This is a genomic window from Paenibacillus sp. Soil766, assembly GCF_001428105.1.
In the GTDB taxonomy this organism is placed as follows: Bacteria; Bacillota; Bacilli; order Paenibacillales; family NBRC-103111; genus Paenibacillus_E.
In genome coordinates this window covers 345865-363987 of record NZ_LMSJ01000034.1, presented here as the reverse complement: position 1 = coordinate 363987, position 18123 = coordinate 345865, and the positions used below count along the sequence as shown (strand labels likewise).

Annotated in this window: 23 protein-coding genes and 1 riboswitch; of the genes, 5 read left to right on the top strand and 18 right to left on the bottom strand. The window is 43.9% G+C overall.

Annotated features, from left to right (window positions below; translation table 11 throughout):
* Window positions 1–21 precede the first annotated feature (21 nt).
* The 4 genes from ASG89_RS25235 to ASG89_RS25220 form a co-directional block, all read right to left on the bottom strand.
* The gene (locus ASG89_RS25235; protein ID WP_057313769.1) at window positions 22–672 is read right to left on the bottom strand and encodes a CAP domain-containing protein; all 651 of its coding nucleotides are present in this window, start codon (window positions 670–672) and stop codon (window positions 22–24) included.
* Between the two features lie 5 nt (window positions 673–677).
* Window positions 678–812, bottom strand: a riboswitch (cyclic di-AMP (ydaO/yuaA leader).
* A gap of 98 nt (window positions 813–910) precedes the next feature.
* On the bottom strand, window positions 911–1342 hold the full coding sequence (locus ASG89_RS25230) for a DUF4362 domain-containing protein (RefSeq protein ID WP_057313768.1): 432 nt from the start codon (window positions 1340–1342) through the stop codon (window positions 911–913).
* Window positions 1343–1455: 113 nt separating this feature from the next.
* Entirely contained in the window at window positions 1456–1911 is a 456-nt protein-coding gene (locus ASG89_RS25225) for a hypothetical protein (protein WP_057313767.1), read from the bottom strand.
* On the bottom strand, window positions 1898–2695 hold the full coding sequence (locus tag ASG89_RS25220; RefSeq protein WP_057313766.1) for a hypothetical protein: 798 nt from the start codon (window positions 2693–2695) through the stop codon (window positions 1898–1900). Before ASG89_RS25220 ends, ASG89_RS25225 begins: the two co-directional genes overlap by 14 nt.
* Window positions 2696–2952: 257 nt before the next feature.
* On the opposite strand from ASG89_RS25220, the gene ASG89_RS25215 reads away from it, so the two are divergent.
* Complete coding sequence (locus ASG89_RS25215) at window positions 2953–3483, top strand: DUF84 family protein (RefSeq protein WP_057313765.1); 531 nt, start codon at window positions 2953–2955, stop codon at window positions 3481–3483.
* A 71-nt stretch (window positions 3484–3554) separates the two neighbouring features.
* Here ASG89_RS25215 and ASG89_RS25210 read toward each other — a convergent pair whose 3' ends face one another.
* The 5 genes from ASG89_RS25210 to ASG89_RS25190 all read right to left on the bottom strand — a co-directional run bounded on the left by ASG89_RS25210 (window position 3555) and on the right by ASG89_RS25190 (window position 6881).
* Complete coding sequence (locus tag ASG89_RS25210; protein WP_057313764.1) at window positions 3555–4538, bottom strand: glycerophosphodiester phosphodiesterase family protein; 984 nt, start codon at window positions 4536–4538, stop codon at window positions 3555–3557.
* Window positions 4535–4969 (bottom strand): hypothetical protein, encoded by a 435-nt coding sequence (locus tag ASG89_RS25205; protein WP_057313763.1) that lies wholly within the window; start codon window positions 4967–4969, stop codon window positions 4535–4537. Before ASG89_RS25205 ends, ASG89_RS25210 begins: the two co-directional genes overlap by 4 nt.
* Before the next feature lie 363 nt (window positions 4970–5332).
* Complete coding sequence (locus tag ASG89_RS25200) at window positions 5333–5677, bottom strand: zinc ribbon domain-containing protein YjdM (RefSeq protein WP_057313762.1); 345 nt, start codon at window positions 5675–5677, stop codon at window positions 5333–5335.
* A gap of 75 nt (window positions 5678–5752) precedes the next feature.
* Window positions 5753–6352, bottom strand: coding sequence for a hypothetical protein (locus ASG89_RS25195; RefSeq protein ID WP_057313761.1), 600 nt, complete (start codon window positions 6350–6352; stop codon window positions 5753–5755).
* Between the two features lie 166 nt (window positions 6353–6518).
* Window positions 6519–6881, bottom strand: coding sequence for a c-type cytochrome (locus ASG89_RS25190; RefSeq protein ID WP_057313760.1), 363 nt, complete (start codon window positions 6879–6881; stop codon window positions 6519–6521).
* A gap of 175 nt (window positions 6882–7056) precedes the next feature.
* Here ASG89_RS25190 and ASG89_RS25185 point away from each other — a divergent pair, with 175 nt between their 5' ends.
* From ASG89_RS25185 to tatA, 4 genes are read left to right on the top strand one after another with little or no spacing between them, the layout of a single operon-like run.
* Window positions 7057–7836, top strand: a complete 780-nt coding sequence (locus tag ASG89_RS25185) for a gluconate 2-dehydrogenase subunit 3 family protein (RefSeq protein ID WP_057313759.1) — start codon at window positions 7057–7059, stop codon at window positions 7834–7836.
* A gap of 32 nt (window positions 7837–7868) precedes the next feature.
* Window positions 7869–9590 (top strand): GMC family oxidoreductase, encoded by a 1722-nt coding sequence (locus ASG89_RS25180; protein WP_057313758.1) that lies wholly within the window; start codon window positions 7869–7871, stop codon window positions 9588–9590.
* A 40-nt stretch (window positions 9591–9630) separates the two neighbouring features.
* The gene (tatC, locus tag ASG89_RS25175) at window positions 9631–10371 is read left to right on the top strand and encodes a twin-arginine translocase subunit TatC (RefSeq protein ID WP_057313757.1); all 741 of its coding nucleotides are present in this window, start codon (window positions 9631–9633) and stop codon (window positions 10369–10371) included.
* A 50-nt stretch (window positions 10372–10421) separates the two neighbouring features.
* Entirely contained in the window at window positions 10422–10619 is a 198-nt protein-coding gene (tatA, locus tag ASG89_RS25170) for a twin-arginine translocase TatA/TatE family subunit (protein WP_057313756.1), read from the top strand.
* A 459-nt stretch (window positions 10620–11078) separates the two neighbouring features.
* Here the strand turns inward: tatA and ASG89_RS25165 are convergent, their stop codons facing one another.
* From ASG89_RS25165 to ASG89_RS25125, 9 genes are all read right to left on the bottom strand, one after another.
* Complete coding sequence (locus tag ASG89_RS25165; RefSeq protein WP_057313755.1) at window positions 11079–12101, bottom strand: LacI family DNA-binding transcriptional regulator; 1023 nt, start codon at window positions 12099–12101, stop codon at window positions 11079–11081.
* Window positions 12102–12207: 106 nt separating this feature from the next.
* Window positions 12208–12525, bottom strand: a complete 318-nt coding sequence (locus ASG89_RS25160; protein ID WP_057313754.1) for a MocE family 2Fe-2S type ferredoxin — start codon at window positions 12523–12525, stop codon at window positions 12208–12210.
* The gene (locus ASG89_RS25155; RefSeq protein WP_057313753.1) at window positions 12522–13625 is read right to left on the bottom strand and encodes a fatty acid desaturase family protein; all 1104 of its coding nucleotides are present in this window, start codon (window positions 13623–13625) and stop codon (window positions 12522–12524) included. The genes ASG89_RS25160 and ASG89_RS25155 overlap by 4 nt, the downstream gene beginning before the upstream one ends.
* Window positions 13626–13854: 229 nt before the next feature.
* Window positions 13855–14298 (bottom strand): carboxymuconolactone decarboxylase family protein, encoded by a 444-nt coding sequence (locus ASG89_RS25150; RefSeq protein ID WP_057313752.1) that lies wholly within the window; start codon window positions 14296–14298, stop codon window positions 13855–13857.
* Between the two features lie 73 nt (window positions 14299–14371).
* A complete protein-coding gene (locus ASG89_RS25145; protein WP_057313751.1) occupies window positions 14372–15250 on the bottom strand; it encodes an RNA polymerase sigma-70 factor in 879 nt (292 codons plus the stop codon).
* Between the two features lie 42 nt (window positions 15251–15292).
* Entirely contained in the window at window positions 15293–15643 is a 351-nt protein-coding gene (locus ASG89_RS25140) for a VOC family protein (protein WP_057313750.1), read from the bottom strand.
* Window position 15644: 1 nt separating this feature from the next.
* Window positions 15645–16367 carry a class I SAM-dependent methyltransferase gene (locus tag ASG89_RS25135; protein WP_057313749.1) on the bottom strand — a complete coding sequence of 241 codons (723 nt, stop codon included), beginning with the start codon at window positions 16365–16367 and terminating at the stop codon, window positions 15645–15647.
* Window positions 16367–16948, bottom strand: a complete 582-nt coding sequence (locus ASG89_RS25130; protein ID WP_057313748.1) for a histidine phosphatase family protein — start codon at window positions 16946–16948, stop codon at window positions 16367–16369. Before ASG89_RS25130 ends, ASG89_RS25135 begins: the two co-directional genes overlap by 1 nt.
* Before the next feature lie 177 nt (window positions 16949–17125).
* Entirely contained in the window at window positions 17126–18109 is a 984-nt protein-coding gene (locus ASG89_RS25125) for a Gfo/Idh/MocA family protein (protein WP_057313747.1), read from the bottom strand.
* Window positions 18110–18123: the final 14 nt, after the last annotated feature.

The window sequence follows — 18123 nt, the reverse complement described above, 5'->3', positions numbered from 1 at the left end:
GCCACGTTCCACGATTTTCACTTAGTTACTAATAAATTCCTGAACCCACTCACCGTTATAATAGGCGACGCCTATTTGAGTGAAGTTCGGGCTTAAAATGTTCTGACGGTGACCTGAACTGTTCATCCAAGCCGTCATAACGGCTTCAGGTGTTTGTTGACCTTTCGCGATGTTTTCACCTGCATAGGAATAATGAATGCCATAAGAGCTCATCATATCAAAAGGTGACCCGTACGTAGGCGAAGTATGATCGAAATATCCCTTATTGTACATATCTTTCGCTTTATCCAGCGCCATCGCGGTAAGTGCGCTATTGCTGGTCAAAGGCTTCAATCCAGCCTTCGTTCGTTCCTGGTTTACTAAGGTAACCACTTGGCTTGCAAAAGTGGATTGCGTCGGTGCTGGCGTAACCTGCGGTTTAGTCACAACAGTTGTACCCGTGCTTCCAGGAATGTTAAGCTTCATCCCCGACCAAATCACGTTCGGATTGGCTACTTGTGGATTCGCTTTGATCAGCGAAGTAAGGCTGACGCCATATTTTTTAGAGATTAACCACATCGTATCGTTGCCTGCTACCGTATGAGTTCCCGTTGCAGCCCATACTGCGTTGGCACCCATAAGGACACTTAAACCTAATGCACCTGTAACGATTAGCTTTTTGTAACGCTTCAAATTATACCTCTCCTTTTTGCGGCCTGCGAGGTTAGCTGTCGGATTCGGATCAAAGAGTAATCACCCGGCCGCGCGAAACGCGACTTCACCCCATAGATTGGTTCCCCCGTGCTTCAAAAAAGCTTCGGCCTTCTAAGTTTTGGACCCAGAATGGATCTCAACGATTGTAACATGGGAAATCAGTGAGATCATGACTCAAAATTTACCAACTCAAATCGGATCTAGATAAATAGGTCATCTAGTTCCCCGATTCTGGTATAACAAAGCTAAACGTCTGACCAATCGAGTCATCCTTACAACCATCCAGTGAATAAGAAATTCCCCGTTCCACTTTCGCTGAGCTCATACGTGTACATTCCGTTCTCAGTCTCTTGCCATCCCCATGTTTATCTGCTTTATTATTATACGTGTAGGAAAGCTTATCTTCGTTGTACGCCAAATCATAATAAATAGGATCCCCTTCAATTGTCATTTGCGTTATCCGAATTTGACTCTTCGTCTGGCCTTCCACGTTCTTCAAAAATTGATTGAACCGATCTACATTGATGATTCTTCCGTGTATATTAATGACGTCTCCTTTCGCAGTCGCTTTATCGACGTCGTATTTCTCATTTGAACATGAACTTAGGACGAGTATACTTATAAGTAAGACAATGCCACGTTTTATCACCTTCAAGTCCCCCTAACCGTTCATCTACTTATTTGACGTTAGAAAAACTGGAAATGTTGTGCAATTCAGCAAAAAAACTTGAAATCTCAAGCTTGTCATCGTATGTTCCTATTTTAAAACTTGCCTACAGATAGCGCTTGGTATTCCCACAACACATGCTGTACTTCTTGACATCGTTCCTCATGACATTGGATAATAACAGCCAGCTCCGGTAATCTTTCCTTTTTTCGAATGACGTGTTTAAATACCTTGATTTGTAATACTCGCGTCGTACAATACCCTGTAATAAATCCGCAAATTGCGAAAATGATTCCCCAAATAATAGGCCCCCAATATAGTATGAAGCCCAAACTAACTCCAATCACCGTTAAACCGGTAGATGTCGCCATACCTACCTCAAACGCCAGCGATTTTTTATTCGGATTCGAGTTGTAATTATGATCTGATATTTCCATATAATTATCCATCATTACGGTCATGATTTCATTGCGAGGTAGACCCATCTGTTCCAATACAGCTAGTGCTTCCTCCACTTCTATTGAGTGCTCAAAAGTACTAATGATCAACATACGGGTCATTCTCCTTTTCAAACAGACGTAATGGGAAATGTGGATACTTTTCAGCGAAATATTGCTTCTGCTCGATTTTAAAAAGCCGATTATGATCTTGCGCTGTCATATAGGCGTCATACATAGCGCCACCGAGTACAGATGGCATAAATAAAAGCCAATGTGGGCTTAGTAGTGCTGTCGATTTGGACAATTTACCAATCATCAGATAGAGGATGGCTTCATGTGATCGCGACATGGTCATATAAATAAACCACCAGAATACCCCATAGAATCCTAATGCGATACGGTTATTGTACAGTTGGCCGAGTCCAGGGAAAATAAAGGAACAGACCATAGCAGCACTAGGTCTTTTAAAACTAATATTCGTAATCGTCCAAGGCTTAAGTAGATTAGACACCACCCTCGCACCTTCCAATTTCGCTAGATGGTACTGCTTATTCGCATCGCTCGCTTTGATATAACTATCCCATATCGCGAATAGGTATACGATGGCGTAGGCAAATGCCCATCTGGGTTCGACGACTTGCTTAGCTAATTCAAATTGCCCCGTGAAAGAGTAGTAGATCGCTTCATTGATTCTTGCAAATGTATTGATGGCCACTTCCCATGCTGACAGCAAAAATCCGCGAATAAATTGATGAAGTAAGAAATGACCGAATCCTGGGAAGGATGCTGACCACCACGCTATAATCTTCGGATCCTGCCAGCGCAGACTACTTAATCCGTCCTGGCTTAATAAAGCTTGCGGTCTCCGTGGGGACTGGTCTTGGAAAGAGCTCAAGTTCGATTGATTCTCCTTATCGAATGGTTTTTTTGATCAATCCAATGCTGTTTCATCTTTGACATATTTCCCATGCATGTAGCAACCATTGTCGCTTTCATCAAGATGTATATTTAACAAATATGCCCAAAATATCCTTCATTTAATACTAATTTGATAAAGCACGAAGAGCCATCCAACTTGTTAGTATAGAAATCATGGTATACTAGATCTTATTGTTTCCGTTATCCCTATAGAAAAGTAAGGAGTGATGACATATGTTTAAAACAGAAGTACGGATTGCATTAGGCACGAATAATCATGCCAAGCGAGATGCCGTGGTGTCTGCTACTGGCGTGGAGCCGATTTGTCATGCTGTTCCTTCCGGTGTATCTGACCAGCCTTTGACAGAAGATGAAACCATTCTTGGAGCGATCACGCGTGCCAAAAATGTACTTATAGCAGTTCCGGATGCAGATTTCGGTCTCGGACTCGAAGGCGGGCTCACTTATGACAGCATCCATACGCAGCAATGGTATCTCTTCTCTGTTTGTGCAGCTTGGGACGGGAAACAGCTTTACGTTGGCAAAGGGCTTTATTTCCCAATCCCTCATGAAATTGGCGAGAGATTATTACAAGGCGGAACTGAGTTGCGCCACATCATAGATGAACTGGGCAGCACAGTCGGAAGCAATCACAAAGAAGGTGCTTATGGCTTATTTACGAATGGTCGAATTACCCGAAGCGATGTTTTTCGGGATGCGGTCATTGCAGCGCTGACTCCTTTTCATTCCGCATTGTATAAGTAACATATGATTAATGGGACAAAGAAAAGAAGGCCGCCTACAAGTAGATGTATCTACTTGCAGGTGCCTTCTTTCTATTGCTTATATAGGGGGGCAATGCGGTCAATCCGATTCGTCCATATGCCACCTGAATATGATGCCGGAAGCCGCTCCAAATCCTGCGGCGTATCAAACCCAGTTGAAAACTCCGAGCCATTTCCACCAACAACAATTACTCTGGTATCCACTTTATCCATTCGATTTAAAAATTTGTTCGGCCATCCCCACAACAGCGGAGCCAATTTGTCCGGAATATGAATCTGTATATGTTCACATGCAGCAGGTATAATGCCTGTCCATCCATAAGCGAGGTACGGGAGCAGGCAGCTTTTCATCGAATCAACAGAAATGACGCGCATATCTGGCAGCTTTTCTTTCACAATTGATACGGGTAAATTCCCGCCATATATGGTCAATTGGCCCCTCCGTTCCGGTGAGAGCTTTGCTAGTATCTCTACCAATAAGTTGCCCTCGTTGGGATCATTTGTTTTAATATGAATGAGGAGCAATTTGTCCGAAAACTGCGTGAGAACTTCATGTAAAGAGGGCATTAATCCAATGCCTTTCCCTCGAAAAGGGTAGGACTTCCCATTGTCAGCCGTGTAGCCGTAGCCAATATCTACCTTTTTTAATTCAGCCATTGTGTAGTCCTTTGACTGCCCTTTGACATTCGTCCGACAGTCTAGGGTCCAATCATGAAATACGGCAAATTGCTCATCTTTGGTTATATGAATATCGAGTTCAACCTCATCGGCACCTGCGTCAAATGCAGCTTGCATGGAAGGGATTGTATTCTCCAGATATGGATGTTCCGGTTCAAAGATTCGTTCCGCTGTACAGGTATCGTTCTCCAAATTCTCAGTGTGGAACGTTTGCGCCAGACCTCGATGGGCCATGAGAAATGGATCACTACGCCGTTCTTTGGCAAGCAATGAGGTGTTATTCATATAGATAAAAACAATGAGAACAAGCAAAGCCCAGACTAGTTTTCTTGTGAAAAGTTTTCTTGATCGTTTCATAAGTCCTCCGTTTTGATCATGTCCGCTCTAGAGCCTTCTTCAAGTTCATCAACTAAACTATGGATTGTGAGCAAAGCACTAGTCCGTTTGGCCACAAGTAATTCGACTGTTTGATCGATATGAAAGTGTTTATATTCTTCGGCTTTTACACGCACTTTCAATAATTTCCCATTCGGTTTTCGAATATGAATCCGGAATTCTTCGATAAATTCTACTTTAGCCTTTAGTTTCTCTGCGTCATTTTGGACGAGATCTATGCAAATAATGAGCGCTAGGATGAGAAAACCACCAAGACAAACACTGAAAACAACTACAAAACCAACAGGTAGATTGGCACTAATATTGACAATAAGTTGGATCACACATATGAAAATAAACAAAGCAGCGACTACCATCTGAGACGTTAATGATCGTTCGTATAGCTTCACCATTATCCCCTCCATAACTAAGGTATTCGTTAAAGCTGTCCTATTCCCTTTTTATGCTTGAGATGGAACAATCAATTCAATCAATAAAAGCCCGCAAGAGCTTCATCAGCACTAGCGGGCAACTATCAAATTATTAATTTTAGCGAGCTTTCCTTTTTCGCTTATGAAATACAAACCAAGCGACTCCGATCGTTCCTGCCGCGAGCACAGCGCTAAACAAGAGAATGTAACTAAAGTGAAATAATTGCAACGGATCCCCTCCTTTGTCGATCACCCTTTTCCTTTCTTCTACATGTAGGATGAGTCACACGAAGTTAAAATATCCTCTATAACAGAAAAAGACCCGTGCGTCGCACGGATCCTCACTTAAATCTTTTTAACAAATTCAGACTTTAACTTCATCGCCCCGAAATCATCGATTTTACAATCAATATCATGATCGCCTTCGACTAAGCGTATGTTCTTCACTTTAGTGCCAATTTTGATAACGGATGAAGTCCCTTTGACTTTCAAATCTTTGATGACCGTAACAGAATCACCATCTTGCAGCACATTACCGTTCGCATCTTTGACCACTTTCACATCATCGCCGTTCTCATCCTCGCTTAAAGATGTTGACCACTCATGCGCGCACTCCGGGCACACCAGTAAACTTCCATCTTCATACGTATAGGCAGATTGGCATTTCGGGCAGTTAGGCAACTCTTCCATGTTGTCAATTCCTCCATTCAATAGTGCTAATAGTGCCACAATCATTGAGAAATGACAAGGCATGGTTTGCCTTTATTATCTGATATCCACCATAGGAAGAGCCCGTTTCTTCGCCCTTAATGCCAAATAACAAGCCGTCAGAATCGCCCCTGATGTTCCGCAAATAATGTCTGTCATCGTATCAAGCAGGCTTCCATTCTGAGAATTCAGCCCGAAGAGGTGATCCGTCGCGAACTCATATATCTCCCAAACTCCCGCCATCGCGATGGAAAAGAATAAGCATAGCCACACCGCGATGTTCGATGTAGATGAACCAGCCCCTTCTTGCGGATCAGCCGCTTTACTATAAACTAATAAACCAATGAAACATAGAATTACGCCAGAGAACAGATGCTCGATTTTATCCAAATATGGGATGACACCATAGTAGCCGAATTCGTTCGCGAGGAACATCGTGACAAAAATAAACATCAGCACACAGAAACGCAGCGATGTAAACATCGTCGTCTTCGTCCATTTGACAACGAGTCGAATGAGCTGGAGTACGGCCACAATGAGCACCGCTTGAAACATTTTCGCCCCGTTACCCTTCACGAGAAAGTAAACAAAGCAACCTCCTGCCAAAACATACATCGCCAGCTCAAATAGATCATTCCACCGATCTTTGCCCTTCATTTGGTTCATCTCCCTGTTGCATGATGAGTAAAGGAAGCACCTTTTTCCTGTATTTTGCCAATTACATAACTATACTATGCCTATTTAAGAACGAAGTGAATGTTCGTTTATACTCCAAAAAAATCCCGCCTAACCGATTTTCATCGAATGGCGGGTTCATTGCTGACTATTTTTTGTCTGCAAGCCATGTAGATAACGAACTAATTTCATCATCGGATAGCTTTCCTTTAAAACCAGGCATTGCACCCTTCCCGTTCGTAATAAGCGCGGTGAGCTGTTCCTTTGAGTGCTTTCCGCCAACCTTCTGAAGATTGGGCCCGACTAAGCCCTCCAAATTGGCGCCATGACAACTGACACAATTGGCCTTAAACACCGTCTGCGCATCAGCTTTGGTTGTTGTTCCGGTACTTGCTGATGCAGTTGGCGCTGTTGTTGTGCCTGCACTTGGACTAGGTGTGGTTTCACTCTTTCCACAGGCCGATAAAGCTCCAGCAAGTAAAAGAGTGAGGACTACTATCTTTCTGTTCATGCGTATGCTTCTCCTCACATTCCTAGATTCATAACCATGTATAGAAATCGAAAACCTACCTCTACATTGCCCCCATTTCCATATTTTCATGCAAGTCATGCATAGGAAATACGTTAACAGATCAACATATCCATAACTACCCAGAAGTACATATAATTCCATGGAGGTATGACAATTGGCTGACAAAAACACACATCAACATACGCCCGATCACTCACGTCGCCGTTTTCTCAAATACACCGGAACTGCCATAGGTGGCGTCGTGGTGGGTGGCGTTATCGGAAGTGCAGTATCTGGAGGGTTTAAGAAAGATGCCACCCAGACCTCTCCAACGCCTACGATAAGCCCGAAACCACAACAAGTCACGGCTGATTACAATCAAGCACCAATGTTCTTCAATCAATCTCAACTGCAAATCGCCGAAGCCGCAGCTGAGCGTATCTTTCCTAAGGACGACAGTGGACCTGGAGCGGCAGAGCTTGGCGTTGCTTTTTACATTGACCATCAGCTAGCAAGCCCCTGGGGGGTGAATGCCCGCACTTATCGGATGGGTCCGTTTGTGAAAGGAGAAGTCACTCAAGGAGATTACCTCAGCATTCTACGCCATGAACTCATTACCATGGGACTACATAGCCTTGAAGAAACGGCCAAAACGAAGTACACGAAAGGCTTTGTGGACATTAAACCTGAGGAACAAGATGCGATTCTAACCTCCATGGAAAAAGGTGAAATCAGCGTCGTAAACGGGATAACAGGTAAAACGTTTTTCAACCAATTTCGCGTACTCGTTATGGAAGGTGTGTACTCCGATCCGTTATACGGCGGGAATAAGAATATGGCTGGCTGGAAAATGCGTAAGTACCCAGGCAACCAGATGACATACACGAACATGATTGAGAAAGATCAATTCGTCGTCATGGAACCTCGCAGCTTGCATGATCATTTCGTTCATTAAGGTCCATATCTCACGAAGGAAGGAATACACTTATGGCTACTAAAATGCCGAAAGTCCCCGTTGTCATTGTAGGTATGGGATGGGTCGGGGGAATTATCGCCGCAGAATTAACGAAACAAGGTGTCAAGGTTGTTGGCTTAGAGCGCGGAAAGCCGCGTAGCACAGCAGATTACTACATGGTACATGATGAACTGCGTTACGCTTCTCGTTATGATCTCATGCAGGATTTATCCAAAGAAACCGTCACCTTCCGCAATACGGAGAAAATGGCCGCTGTACCAATGCGGGAGTACGGCTCTTTCCTACTTGGGGAAGGTCTAGGCGGTGCGAGTGTGCATTGGAATGGACAAACACTTAGGTTCCTCCCGTACGACTTCGAGATTTACAGTAAAACGGTTGAACGTTATGGAAAGCAGAAAATTCCTGAAGGCATGACAATTCAGGATTGGGGCATCACTTATGACACGTTAGAGCCCTATTTCGATAAATTCGAGAAATTGGCTGGTATTTCTGGTGAAGCTGAGCAGAATCCACTTGTAGGCAAGCGTTCTGCTCCTTTCCCGACCAAACCCATGGTGAAAACGCCAATTTTGAAATTGTTCGAGGATGCAACCAAAAAACTCGGCTACCATCCCTATATGATGCCTTCGGCAAACTTGTCGGAACAATATACGAACCCTGACGGCATTACGCGTGCAGCCTGCCAATATTGTGGCTATTGTGAACGTTTTGGTTGCGAATACGGGGCAAAAGCGGATGTGATCGTGACCGCTCTCCCTGTTGCACAGAAATCCGGCAATTTCGAGCTGCGCTCATACTCCAACGTAATTCAAGTGCTGAATGACGGCAAAAAAGCGAGCGGAGTTGTGTATGTGAACACCGTTACGGGTGAGCAATTCGAGCAGCCGGCGGATGTCGTCATCATGGCCAGCTATGTATTTAACAACATTAAACTTTTGCTCACATCCAAATTGGGTAAACCCTACGATCCAGCCTCAGGTAAGGGGGTTATCGGTAAAAATTACTGCTACCAAACGAACGGCGGGAGTGCGACAGGCTTTTTCGATGAAAAGCAGTTCAACTTGTACGCGGGGGCTGGTTCCCTCGGCATGGAAATTCCTGATTTCAATGGCGATAATTTCGACCACACGAATCTGAATTTCATCCATGGCGCTGGTATTCGGATTTCGCAAACCGGCCAACGTCCAATTGCAACAAACTCCGTTCCCAAAGGTACACCTGGTTGGGGGAAAGATTTCAAACAGAAGTCGCTGAAATATGCGAATAGTGTTCTGTCGGTTTCACCGCAGGGCAGCAGCTTGCCATGGAAACATCACTATGTGGATTTGGATCCGACATATAAGGATGCCTATGGCTTGCCACTGCCTCGGATCACCTTCGATTTTGAAGAGCAGGATCGACAAATGATCAAATTCGTTTCTGGTAAAGCGGCAGAAATTATGAAAGAAATGAACCCAACGACCATCGGGTCTTCGGATACGTTAGCAGCGTACAATATTGTTCCGTATCAATCGACCCACAATACTGGCGGTGTCATTATGGGGGCAGATCCCTCCACCTCTGCGGTTAACTCGTATTTGCAAATGTGGGATGCCGAAAATGTGTTCGTCGTAGGCGCATCCGCATTCGCTCATAACAGTGGCTACAATCCGACAGGTACGGTTGGCGCACTAGCTTACCGCGCCGTGGACGGCATTGCGAAATATTTGAAACAAGGTGGAATTGTCGTTTAATGCGGGTAGCCCACGTGTCTCATGATAAAGGAGGAATGATATGGAGCAAGAAGATTGGATCTTACATTTAACAGAGGTTCGCAAGCGATTGCTCATTGTATTCGCCTGGTTCATCGTCACGCTGTGTGTGGGCTTGTACCTCTCGTCCGATATCCTTCTGTATTTGAAATCACAACCATTGATTGGAGAAATCAAGTGGAATGTATTTTCGTTTACAGATGGGCTAATGATTTATATGAAATGTGCGTTTCTGTTCGCCTCTTTATTTACGGTGCCCGTCGTGCTCTACCAAGCATGGGTGTTCGTGAAGCCAGGTCTAACTGAAACCGAATCCAGGAACGCGCTTCCTTACATACCAGTCGCTTTTGCGTTATTCATCATCGGTGTGTCCTTCAGTTATTGGGTCGTATTCCCGATGATGATGCGCTTTATGATCCGAATGAATCAATCGATTGGCGCAGTAGAGACGTATGGAATTGATCGATATTTTGCATTCTTGTTTCAAATTGTCATTCCGATGGCGATCGCGTTTGAGCTGCCTGTGGTTCTCCTGTTTTTAACGAAAATCGGGCTCTTAACGCCTCAGATTCTGAAAATGTCCAGGAAATATGCCTATATCGCGCTCACCATCACCGGCTCGTGCATCTCGCCGCCTGATATGATTTCACACTTATCGGTCACGGTACCGCTAATTCTCCTGTTTGAAATCAGCGTATTGGTTGCCGGCTGGCAATGGAGAGCTATGCAACGCGTTGCGAAATTGAATTTAATTGAAGATTGAAAAGAAAAAAAAGAACAGAAAAGAACAGAACAGAAAAGAGGATGAACGCAATGTTCAACAATATTGGAGTATCCGGATTAATATTAATTCTGGCCATCGCATTAATTGTCTTCGGTCCTTCCAAGCTGCCACAGCTTGGCCGTGCATTCGGGGATACCCTTCGTGAGTTCCGTAACTCAACTCGGAATATCATGGACGATGGTGAACATGACCATTTGATCGAAAATGAAGGCAAGAAGCCTCTTTAGAGAGGCACACTACTGGCGCTGAAATCAGGCTGGATTTGAAGCTGAAACCAAGCTGCGCACTGCTTACTTCGATCATTAGTGATGTTTTTCATCACTAATGGTGCCGAATTCATGCTCCGCACTGCTTACTTCGGTCATTAGTGATGTTTTTCATCACTAATGAGGCTGAAATCAAGCTGCGCACTGCTTACTTCAGTCATTAGTGATGTTTTTCATCACTAATGAGGCTGAAATCAAGCTGCGCACTGCTTACTTCGATCATTAGTAATGTTTTTCATCACTATGAACGCTGAAATCTGGCTGAGCCCAGATTTATCCATCTGCAACGATGCTTTTCATCACAACAGCGAAAAGCCGTCACTCAAGGTCAAACTTGTGTGACGGCTCTTTCTTTATTCACACACACTTGCCAGTTCAATAAAGTACTGCAACTGTTCGGCGGGACGCACCCTTACAGACTTAGTAGAGACTCTCCGCGATCAAAATGCTCGTATCGGTATATTGAATCTCATGGTCGGGCTTCTTCCCAGTAAAAATTAGATCGTACAATATTCTCAGGGACCGGTAGCCTTGCTGCATCGGATTTTGCATAATGGTAAAATCAATCAAACCCTCCCGCAATCCCTGCTCAACTTCAGGAATCAAATCATTGCACACGATGCGGAGCTGACCTCCTTTGCCTGCCATTTTCACCGCATCCATGCAAGCACCTGCATGTCCAATTGATAAATAGAGGCCATCTAAATCAGGATAAGTCTTTAATGCACTCTCCATTTTCCGAAACGTATCCTCATAGCGATCATAACCCTCAATCACATCAACAACTTCGATCTCACTGTGAGCTAAATGCGCTTTAAAGTGCTGATATCTCATCCGTTGGGCATGAAATTTCAAATTGGATACGACAACTAGCACCTTGGCTTTGCCTTTGAAAATTCGAGACATGAGACCTGCAGCAATTTCACCGCTTTTCCCCAGATCCTGACCTACAAAACAGCTCCGCCTCGAGTTCTCAACATCGGAATTAAATGTAACCACTGGAATACCTTGTTCAACCGCCTTATTTATGCTTGCTCGGTTAACTTCATCATCAATAGATGAGAATAGAATGCCGCTTGCTCCACTCGCAATCAACGTCTGAATGGCTCTCGCTCCATCATCTGGCAGTTGATTATTGATATACACATATTCTAAGCGAATACCTAGCCCCTTTAGCTCATCTTCTGCAGCGTGAATACCTTTGCGGATGTCATCAAAGAATGATATTTCTTTCGGAGGCATCACAATACCTATTTGAATCGGTTTTCTATTGTAAGCAAGTGCCTTCGCAGCTACATTGGGCACATACTGAAGTTCCTCAGCGATCGTAAGAATACGTTGTCTGATTTCTGGCTTTACGCCTGATCTACCATTCAGCACACGATCAACTGTACCTCTGGACACACCAGCTTGCAGGGCAATCTCCCGAATTGTAACGCTCATATGGTTCTCCATTCATAAGGAATTGTGCGCGGGCACGTTACAAGTATGATTGAAATGAAGCTCGATATCAAGTCCGCGCATGCGTTCCTTATGTTTTTTCGTACACTTAGACCAATTGAATATACACCTTTCCTGCTTCAACCTTCGTTGCATAGGTGCTCAGTTTCTTACAAACGGGAACTCGCTTCGCTTCTCCTGTCGTGATATCGAATCGACCGTTATGCTTGGGACATTCAATGAGGTTTCCCATGACAAGACCTTTGGACAGATGAATTTTCTCATGTGTACAATAACCGTCTGATGCGAAAAATTGCCCCTGTGCGTTCCGATAAATAGCAAACGTCGCGTCTCCGTGATCAAATCGAATAACATCTTCCTCTTCTAACTCATCGGTTGCGCATACTTCAATCCATTCGTTCATCATGATGGTTGTCTCCTTAGCGTAGATTGTTCTTCTTCGCGGCTGCCGCCAAAATAATAAGGTTGAGCGGTTACGGGTAACGGCTTCACAACCACGTAGGAAGGATCATTTTTTTGTAACCGAAGCGCTGTAACGACTTCTTTCAATGCCGCCCATAAGCTCGTACGTGGAGCTGGGCAGTCAGCCAACATCTCTTGATGCAGCCTTGGTAACGCATGGTATGGCACCATTGGAAACATATGATGTTCGGTATGATAGTTCATGTTCCAGTACAAAAATCGAAAGATCGGATTCATTCGAATCGTACGTGAATTCAACCGATGATCCAATACATCCTCATAAAGTCCAAGGTGCTGTGTCATTCCAAAAAGAAGTACGAACAGATTGCCATAAAAGGATGGCAAGAAAATAAACATAGCTGGAAGCAGGCTCCCCGTGTATACACATGCCGCCACAACGGCAAAAATAATCAGCATATAGATGCGTGCTTCTCGAAATACTTTCGGAAATTCCGAAGCAGGAATATAATCCTTCTCTTGTGTCTCCAATCGACCTATTGTGTGTAGAACAAATCGCTTGATTTCGATCGGACCACCATATAAATGAAATATTTGCATGACGATGATTTTCCAGATTGGAGGTCTCTCCGTCAAAATTTCAGGGTCTCTGCCAACAATAATGGTATCCGTATGATGCCGTGCGTGGCTCCAACGCCATGGTGTAGCTGAACGCAAAACGAAAAACGACGCAATCTGATATACCACATCGTTCATCCATGGTGTCTTAAATGCTGTACCATGGCCGCATTCATGCCATCTTGAGTCGCCAGGTGATGCGTAGATCACCCCGTAGACGAAAAAAGCGGGAACAGCCCACCAAGTCCCCCATGACAAATAGGCCAAGTAGCCGAATATCAGCAAGGCACTAAACCAAATTAGGGTATCCCGGATCGCAGGACCATCCTTACGTTTCATTAATTCCTTCATTTTAGAGCGGGGAATGGGGCTGGCATACCATTCTGCACTTGCTAACCCGCGTTCTTGCGCTCTAGTGCTTTCTTGGCCCGTAATACTGTAATCTCTTTTCTGAACAACAATGGCCACATCAACGCCTCCTTTTTGAATGAAACGGATTGGAATTTAGAATTTCGTGCTCGGGCACGCAAACTCCCAAAAAATATAGCCTCTATGGCTATATACGAATTACTTTCACGTTCTATTCCAATTTCGTGCTCGGGCACAATTTCATTCTAAAACATCCTCCCCCATTTTTCAAGTAGAAAAAAAGCCATGAATAGGGAATTTCCCCTCCATGACTCTGAATCGAACACTATTACATACACCCTGGAAACATGCCTGTCGAAATGGCTATACGGTTCCATGAATTAATCGTATTGATCGCCATAATTAATGTAACAAACTCACGCTCATCGAAATGTTTGCGAACACGATCAAACAACTCTTGTGGAACACCGGCAGCCGAAATCGTCGTAACTGCCTCTGTTAGTTCCAACACTGCTCGTTCCTTCTCGGAATAGATGGGTGCTTCACGCCAAGCACTCAACAAGTAGATGCGTTGCTCCGTCTCCCCCATTTTGCGAAGATCACGTGTATGCATATCTAGACAAAATGCACATCCATTGATTTGAGACGTTCGAATCTTAATAAACTCATATAGGGTTTCATCTAATCCGCTTTCTTTCACAAATCCTTCTAACTTCATCATTGTTTGGTAAGCCGCAGGGTTTACCTTACCGTGTTGAATTCGAACTTCCATATGAAATCTCCTCCACATACCTCTAATTTTGTTTCTTCGCTTATAAGACAAATGAGGCTGTAGTTTTGTGACATTACAGATCAGAATATATTTGGTTTAATTTATCGGGATTTCGGATCACATAGACATGGTTTGATTGTTGCCTGCTCGAAGCAAGCTCAAACAAGATCACCATCAAAGGCAATTGATCCTTCACAAGCATCAGCCCGGATTGGCCATTGAACTGCATAGTCAACCAGTCTCCCTCCAGTGCACCTTTGGCTTGAACACCTTCGAAAAATGCTGCGATTCGCTCTTTCCCGTAGATCGGATGAATAGCAGCGCGAGCCTTCCCACCACCATCGGATACCATTACCGCATCTTCCATTAACAGTTGTACAAAATCTTGAAAATCTCCCGAACCCACTGCGTGTAGAAACTTCTTGACCAGTGGCTCTGTCTCGCCTAATGATCGCTCATCTTCTTCGTCAGAAGTTTCATTGATTTTACTCTTGGCGCGGCTATAAATTTTGCGACAATTCGCTTCCGTTTTCTGAAGCATATCCGCAACCTCTTCATACTCGTAACCAAGCACTTCTCTTAACACGAAGACCGCTCGCTCTACTGCGGACAGCTCTTGCAGTAAAACTAAAAACGCATACGAAATCGTTTCATCTTGGACAAGACTTCCCATCGGATCTTCGCGGGATGACGTCACTTGAGGCTCAGGAAGCCATGTGCCTATGTACGTTTCTCTTTGTTTGCTAGCTGAATTCAAGTAATTCAAGCAGCGATTCGTGACCATTTTGACTAGATACGATTTCAAATTAGTTACATGCCCGGTGTCTGTCTTCTGCAGTGTAATAAACATGTCTTGCAGCATATCTTCTGCATCGGAAACAGAGCCTAACATGCGATACGCAACAGAGAATAAAAGCTGTTTGTATGTCAGATAGACGGTTTCCAACTCCATTGGATGAAGCTCCTTTCCCCTTTGTAGTGTAACCGCAGGGGGCTAACACATACATATCATGAGTATATTCCCATCGGGATCCTTGAAATTAAACCAGTGTCCATGTTCGATACCTGTAACTAGCTCGACGTTCTTCTCCTGCATATAAGCATAAGCAGCCTCGATATCTTTCGTATTCAGATGAAAAGCTGGTACTTTGAAAAGATGTTCTTCAGCAAATATTTTACTATCTAGAACAATGCTAGTCCCCTTCATTGGCAAGACATATAAATGTCCATGCAAAATCTCACCATCTTGGGGAACACCAAGCAGCTCACAATACCAATCACGTGCTTTAACAATGTCTCGAACAGGAATAAATACGGTACCAATTTCGTTGAGAATCGGGGGCATATTAGGTATCTCCTTTTATTTTTCTAACGACATAAGTCATGCAATCCGTCTTCAAATCAATCTGTCTATCATTACGCTCTATGTTAAAAGATAATTGCTTAACTGTCGTAAATAAAATGTCCCATCCTTCATATTGTTTGTTCAAAATGTCCGTCAAGTGGTCTGTCGTGAGATTAAGTTCGATAAGAGGCACTAATTCCTCACCTGTTAGCTTATCAATTTCTTGTAGATTCGAATTCACGATCAAACAATTAATCCCATTAACTTTCGTACCAAGTGCAATTTTATCCAGAACCTGTTCGAATGTTTGCTCAGAGTCAACATGCTCAAGCGAAGATACAGCGACGATATAGTCAAAGGTATCCTCCGCAATTTCATAATCTCCAATGTCGGAGAGGTGAGTTTCAATGTGACCATGAACACCGAATCGATCACTGTAAGCCAGCAACTTGGAAAGCGCGGATTGCATAATGTCAACACAGACAACTTTACCTCCTCTGTGTTTCAATACTTCCGCTATTGGTATACTATTTCGCCCAACACCACTACCAAGATCCAAAACAATTACATCGTCATATGCGTCAAAATAGGATAATGTATCCATAACCGTTTTCACTGGTTTTGACAGCCATGAGCCTTCTTCAAATAACTTATAGTTTTCGTAACAGGCATCATGATATTTTCTTTCTTCTTCCCTTATCTTCGTTATCCGCGAGTACTCCATCAATCACAACCATCCAAATGCGCAATACAATTGTATTGTAAGCATTCCCAACGGCTATCGTTGTGGCGGATTTTCGTCACAGAAGTGTTATGTAAATGTTCCTCGATATCTTCATGTGGGATCAAATCCATTAAAGTAAGACTAAGTAAGGCACCATGACTGACGATTAACACCTTCTGATTCGGATGTCTCTCAAGTACTTCTTGGATGAAACTCACACCGCGAGCCGCAATTTGTTGATGTGTTTCGACCCCTAAATCCAATTGCGACCAGTCTTCCCCCCATTTTGCCACACGTTCCTCGATCGTTGTTCCTTCAATCTGACCACAATACATCTCTCTTAATCGCTGATCCGTTTTCACTTCCATTTGCTTCACATTTCCAATACATGCCGCTGTTTCTATAGCTCGACCCAGATCACTCGCATAAATGTAATCCCAGTCTTCATCCTTCATTCGCTGGGATAGTAATTCGGCTTGTTTGCGCCCAAGTTCATTGAGTGGAATATCCGTTTGTCCTTGTATGCGCCGTTCGGTGTTCCAATCTGTTAACCCGTGCCGTATAAGTCCAATCACTGTCATGCTAATTCATCCTCCATATAAAAGATCTAGTACCGTGTCTTTTAAGTATACTTTTTCTTAACGTCTTAACTAATAATAAATACTTTTTTTACTATTCCATACATATTTCCATTTCCCTGCCTTTCGTCAAAAATGAAAAAAATAGCTGGAAAATTCCCAGCTATTTCTCATTTCCACCTATAGAAATTGTTCCACGCCATTCTCGGCAGACCGATACACAGCCTCAAGCGCGGCTATGACACCTCGCGCATATTCAGGTGGACAACTCGTTTCACTTTTCGCCTCAATCGCGATCAACAGATCCTTATATTGCAGCTCGAATGGCGTATCCATCGGAGGCACATCAACCTGTTCATAAGCTCCGCCACGACTGATCCACAAGCTAGCTCCCGTAACCAGCTTCAACATCCCTAATGTTCCAATAATCTCGGTTTCATTCCGCGTAGCCCCTGGATAGCCGGACTGTGAAATCGACGCGGGCAGCCCTGAGGCTAGCTCCATATAGATGATGCCGCTTCCTTCAACATTTCCTCGTTTGCCATGATGACTCACTGAGGCGCTCACTTTGCGGACCGAACTGTCCATCAACCACTGAATCTTATCGATGGAATGTGTGCCTAGATTGGCAAGTATGCCCCCGCCAGATTTATCTTTTTCCAGAAACCACTGCGGTCTTGTATCTCTATAGTAATTCAGATGCCTGACATCATTGATCATGACAATTTCACCTAATTCGCCGCTTTCAATGATCCGCTTCGCAAGAATATTCTCCGCTATATAATGCTGTGTATGACCAATTAAGATGCGAATACCCGCTTTGTTGGCGGCTTCTATAATATCATCACATTCTGCAACGTTCAGAGCCATCGGCTTCTCCAGCATCAAATGACACCCATGCTCAGCAGCGAAAATAGCTGTTTCTCTATGTAAAAAATGTGGCAATGCAATGACCACGACGTCTGGTCGTTCTTGCCGAATGAGTTCTTGATAATCACTGTAGGCAGCAATACCATAGGTATCTGCAATAGCTTGAGCTCTCTCTAATTGAATATCCGCAACAGCACAAGCTGCAAATCCGTCCGTGCTACGAATCGCGTCGAAATGCTGACCAGCAATTGCCCCCGCGCCTAAAACAGCTACCTTCAAATCTGCTTTGATCATCGTTGTAATCCTCT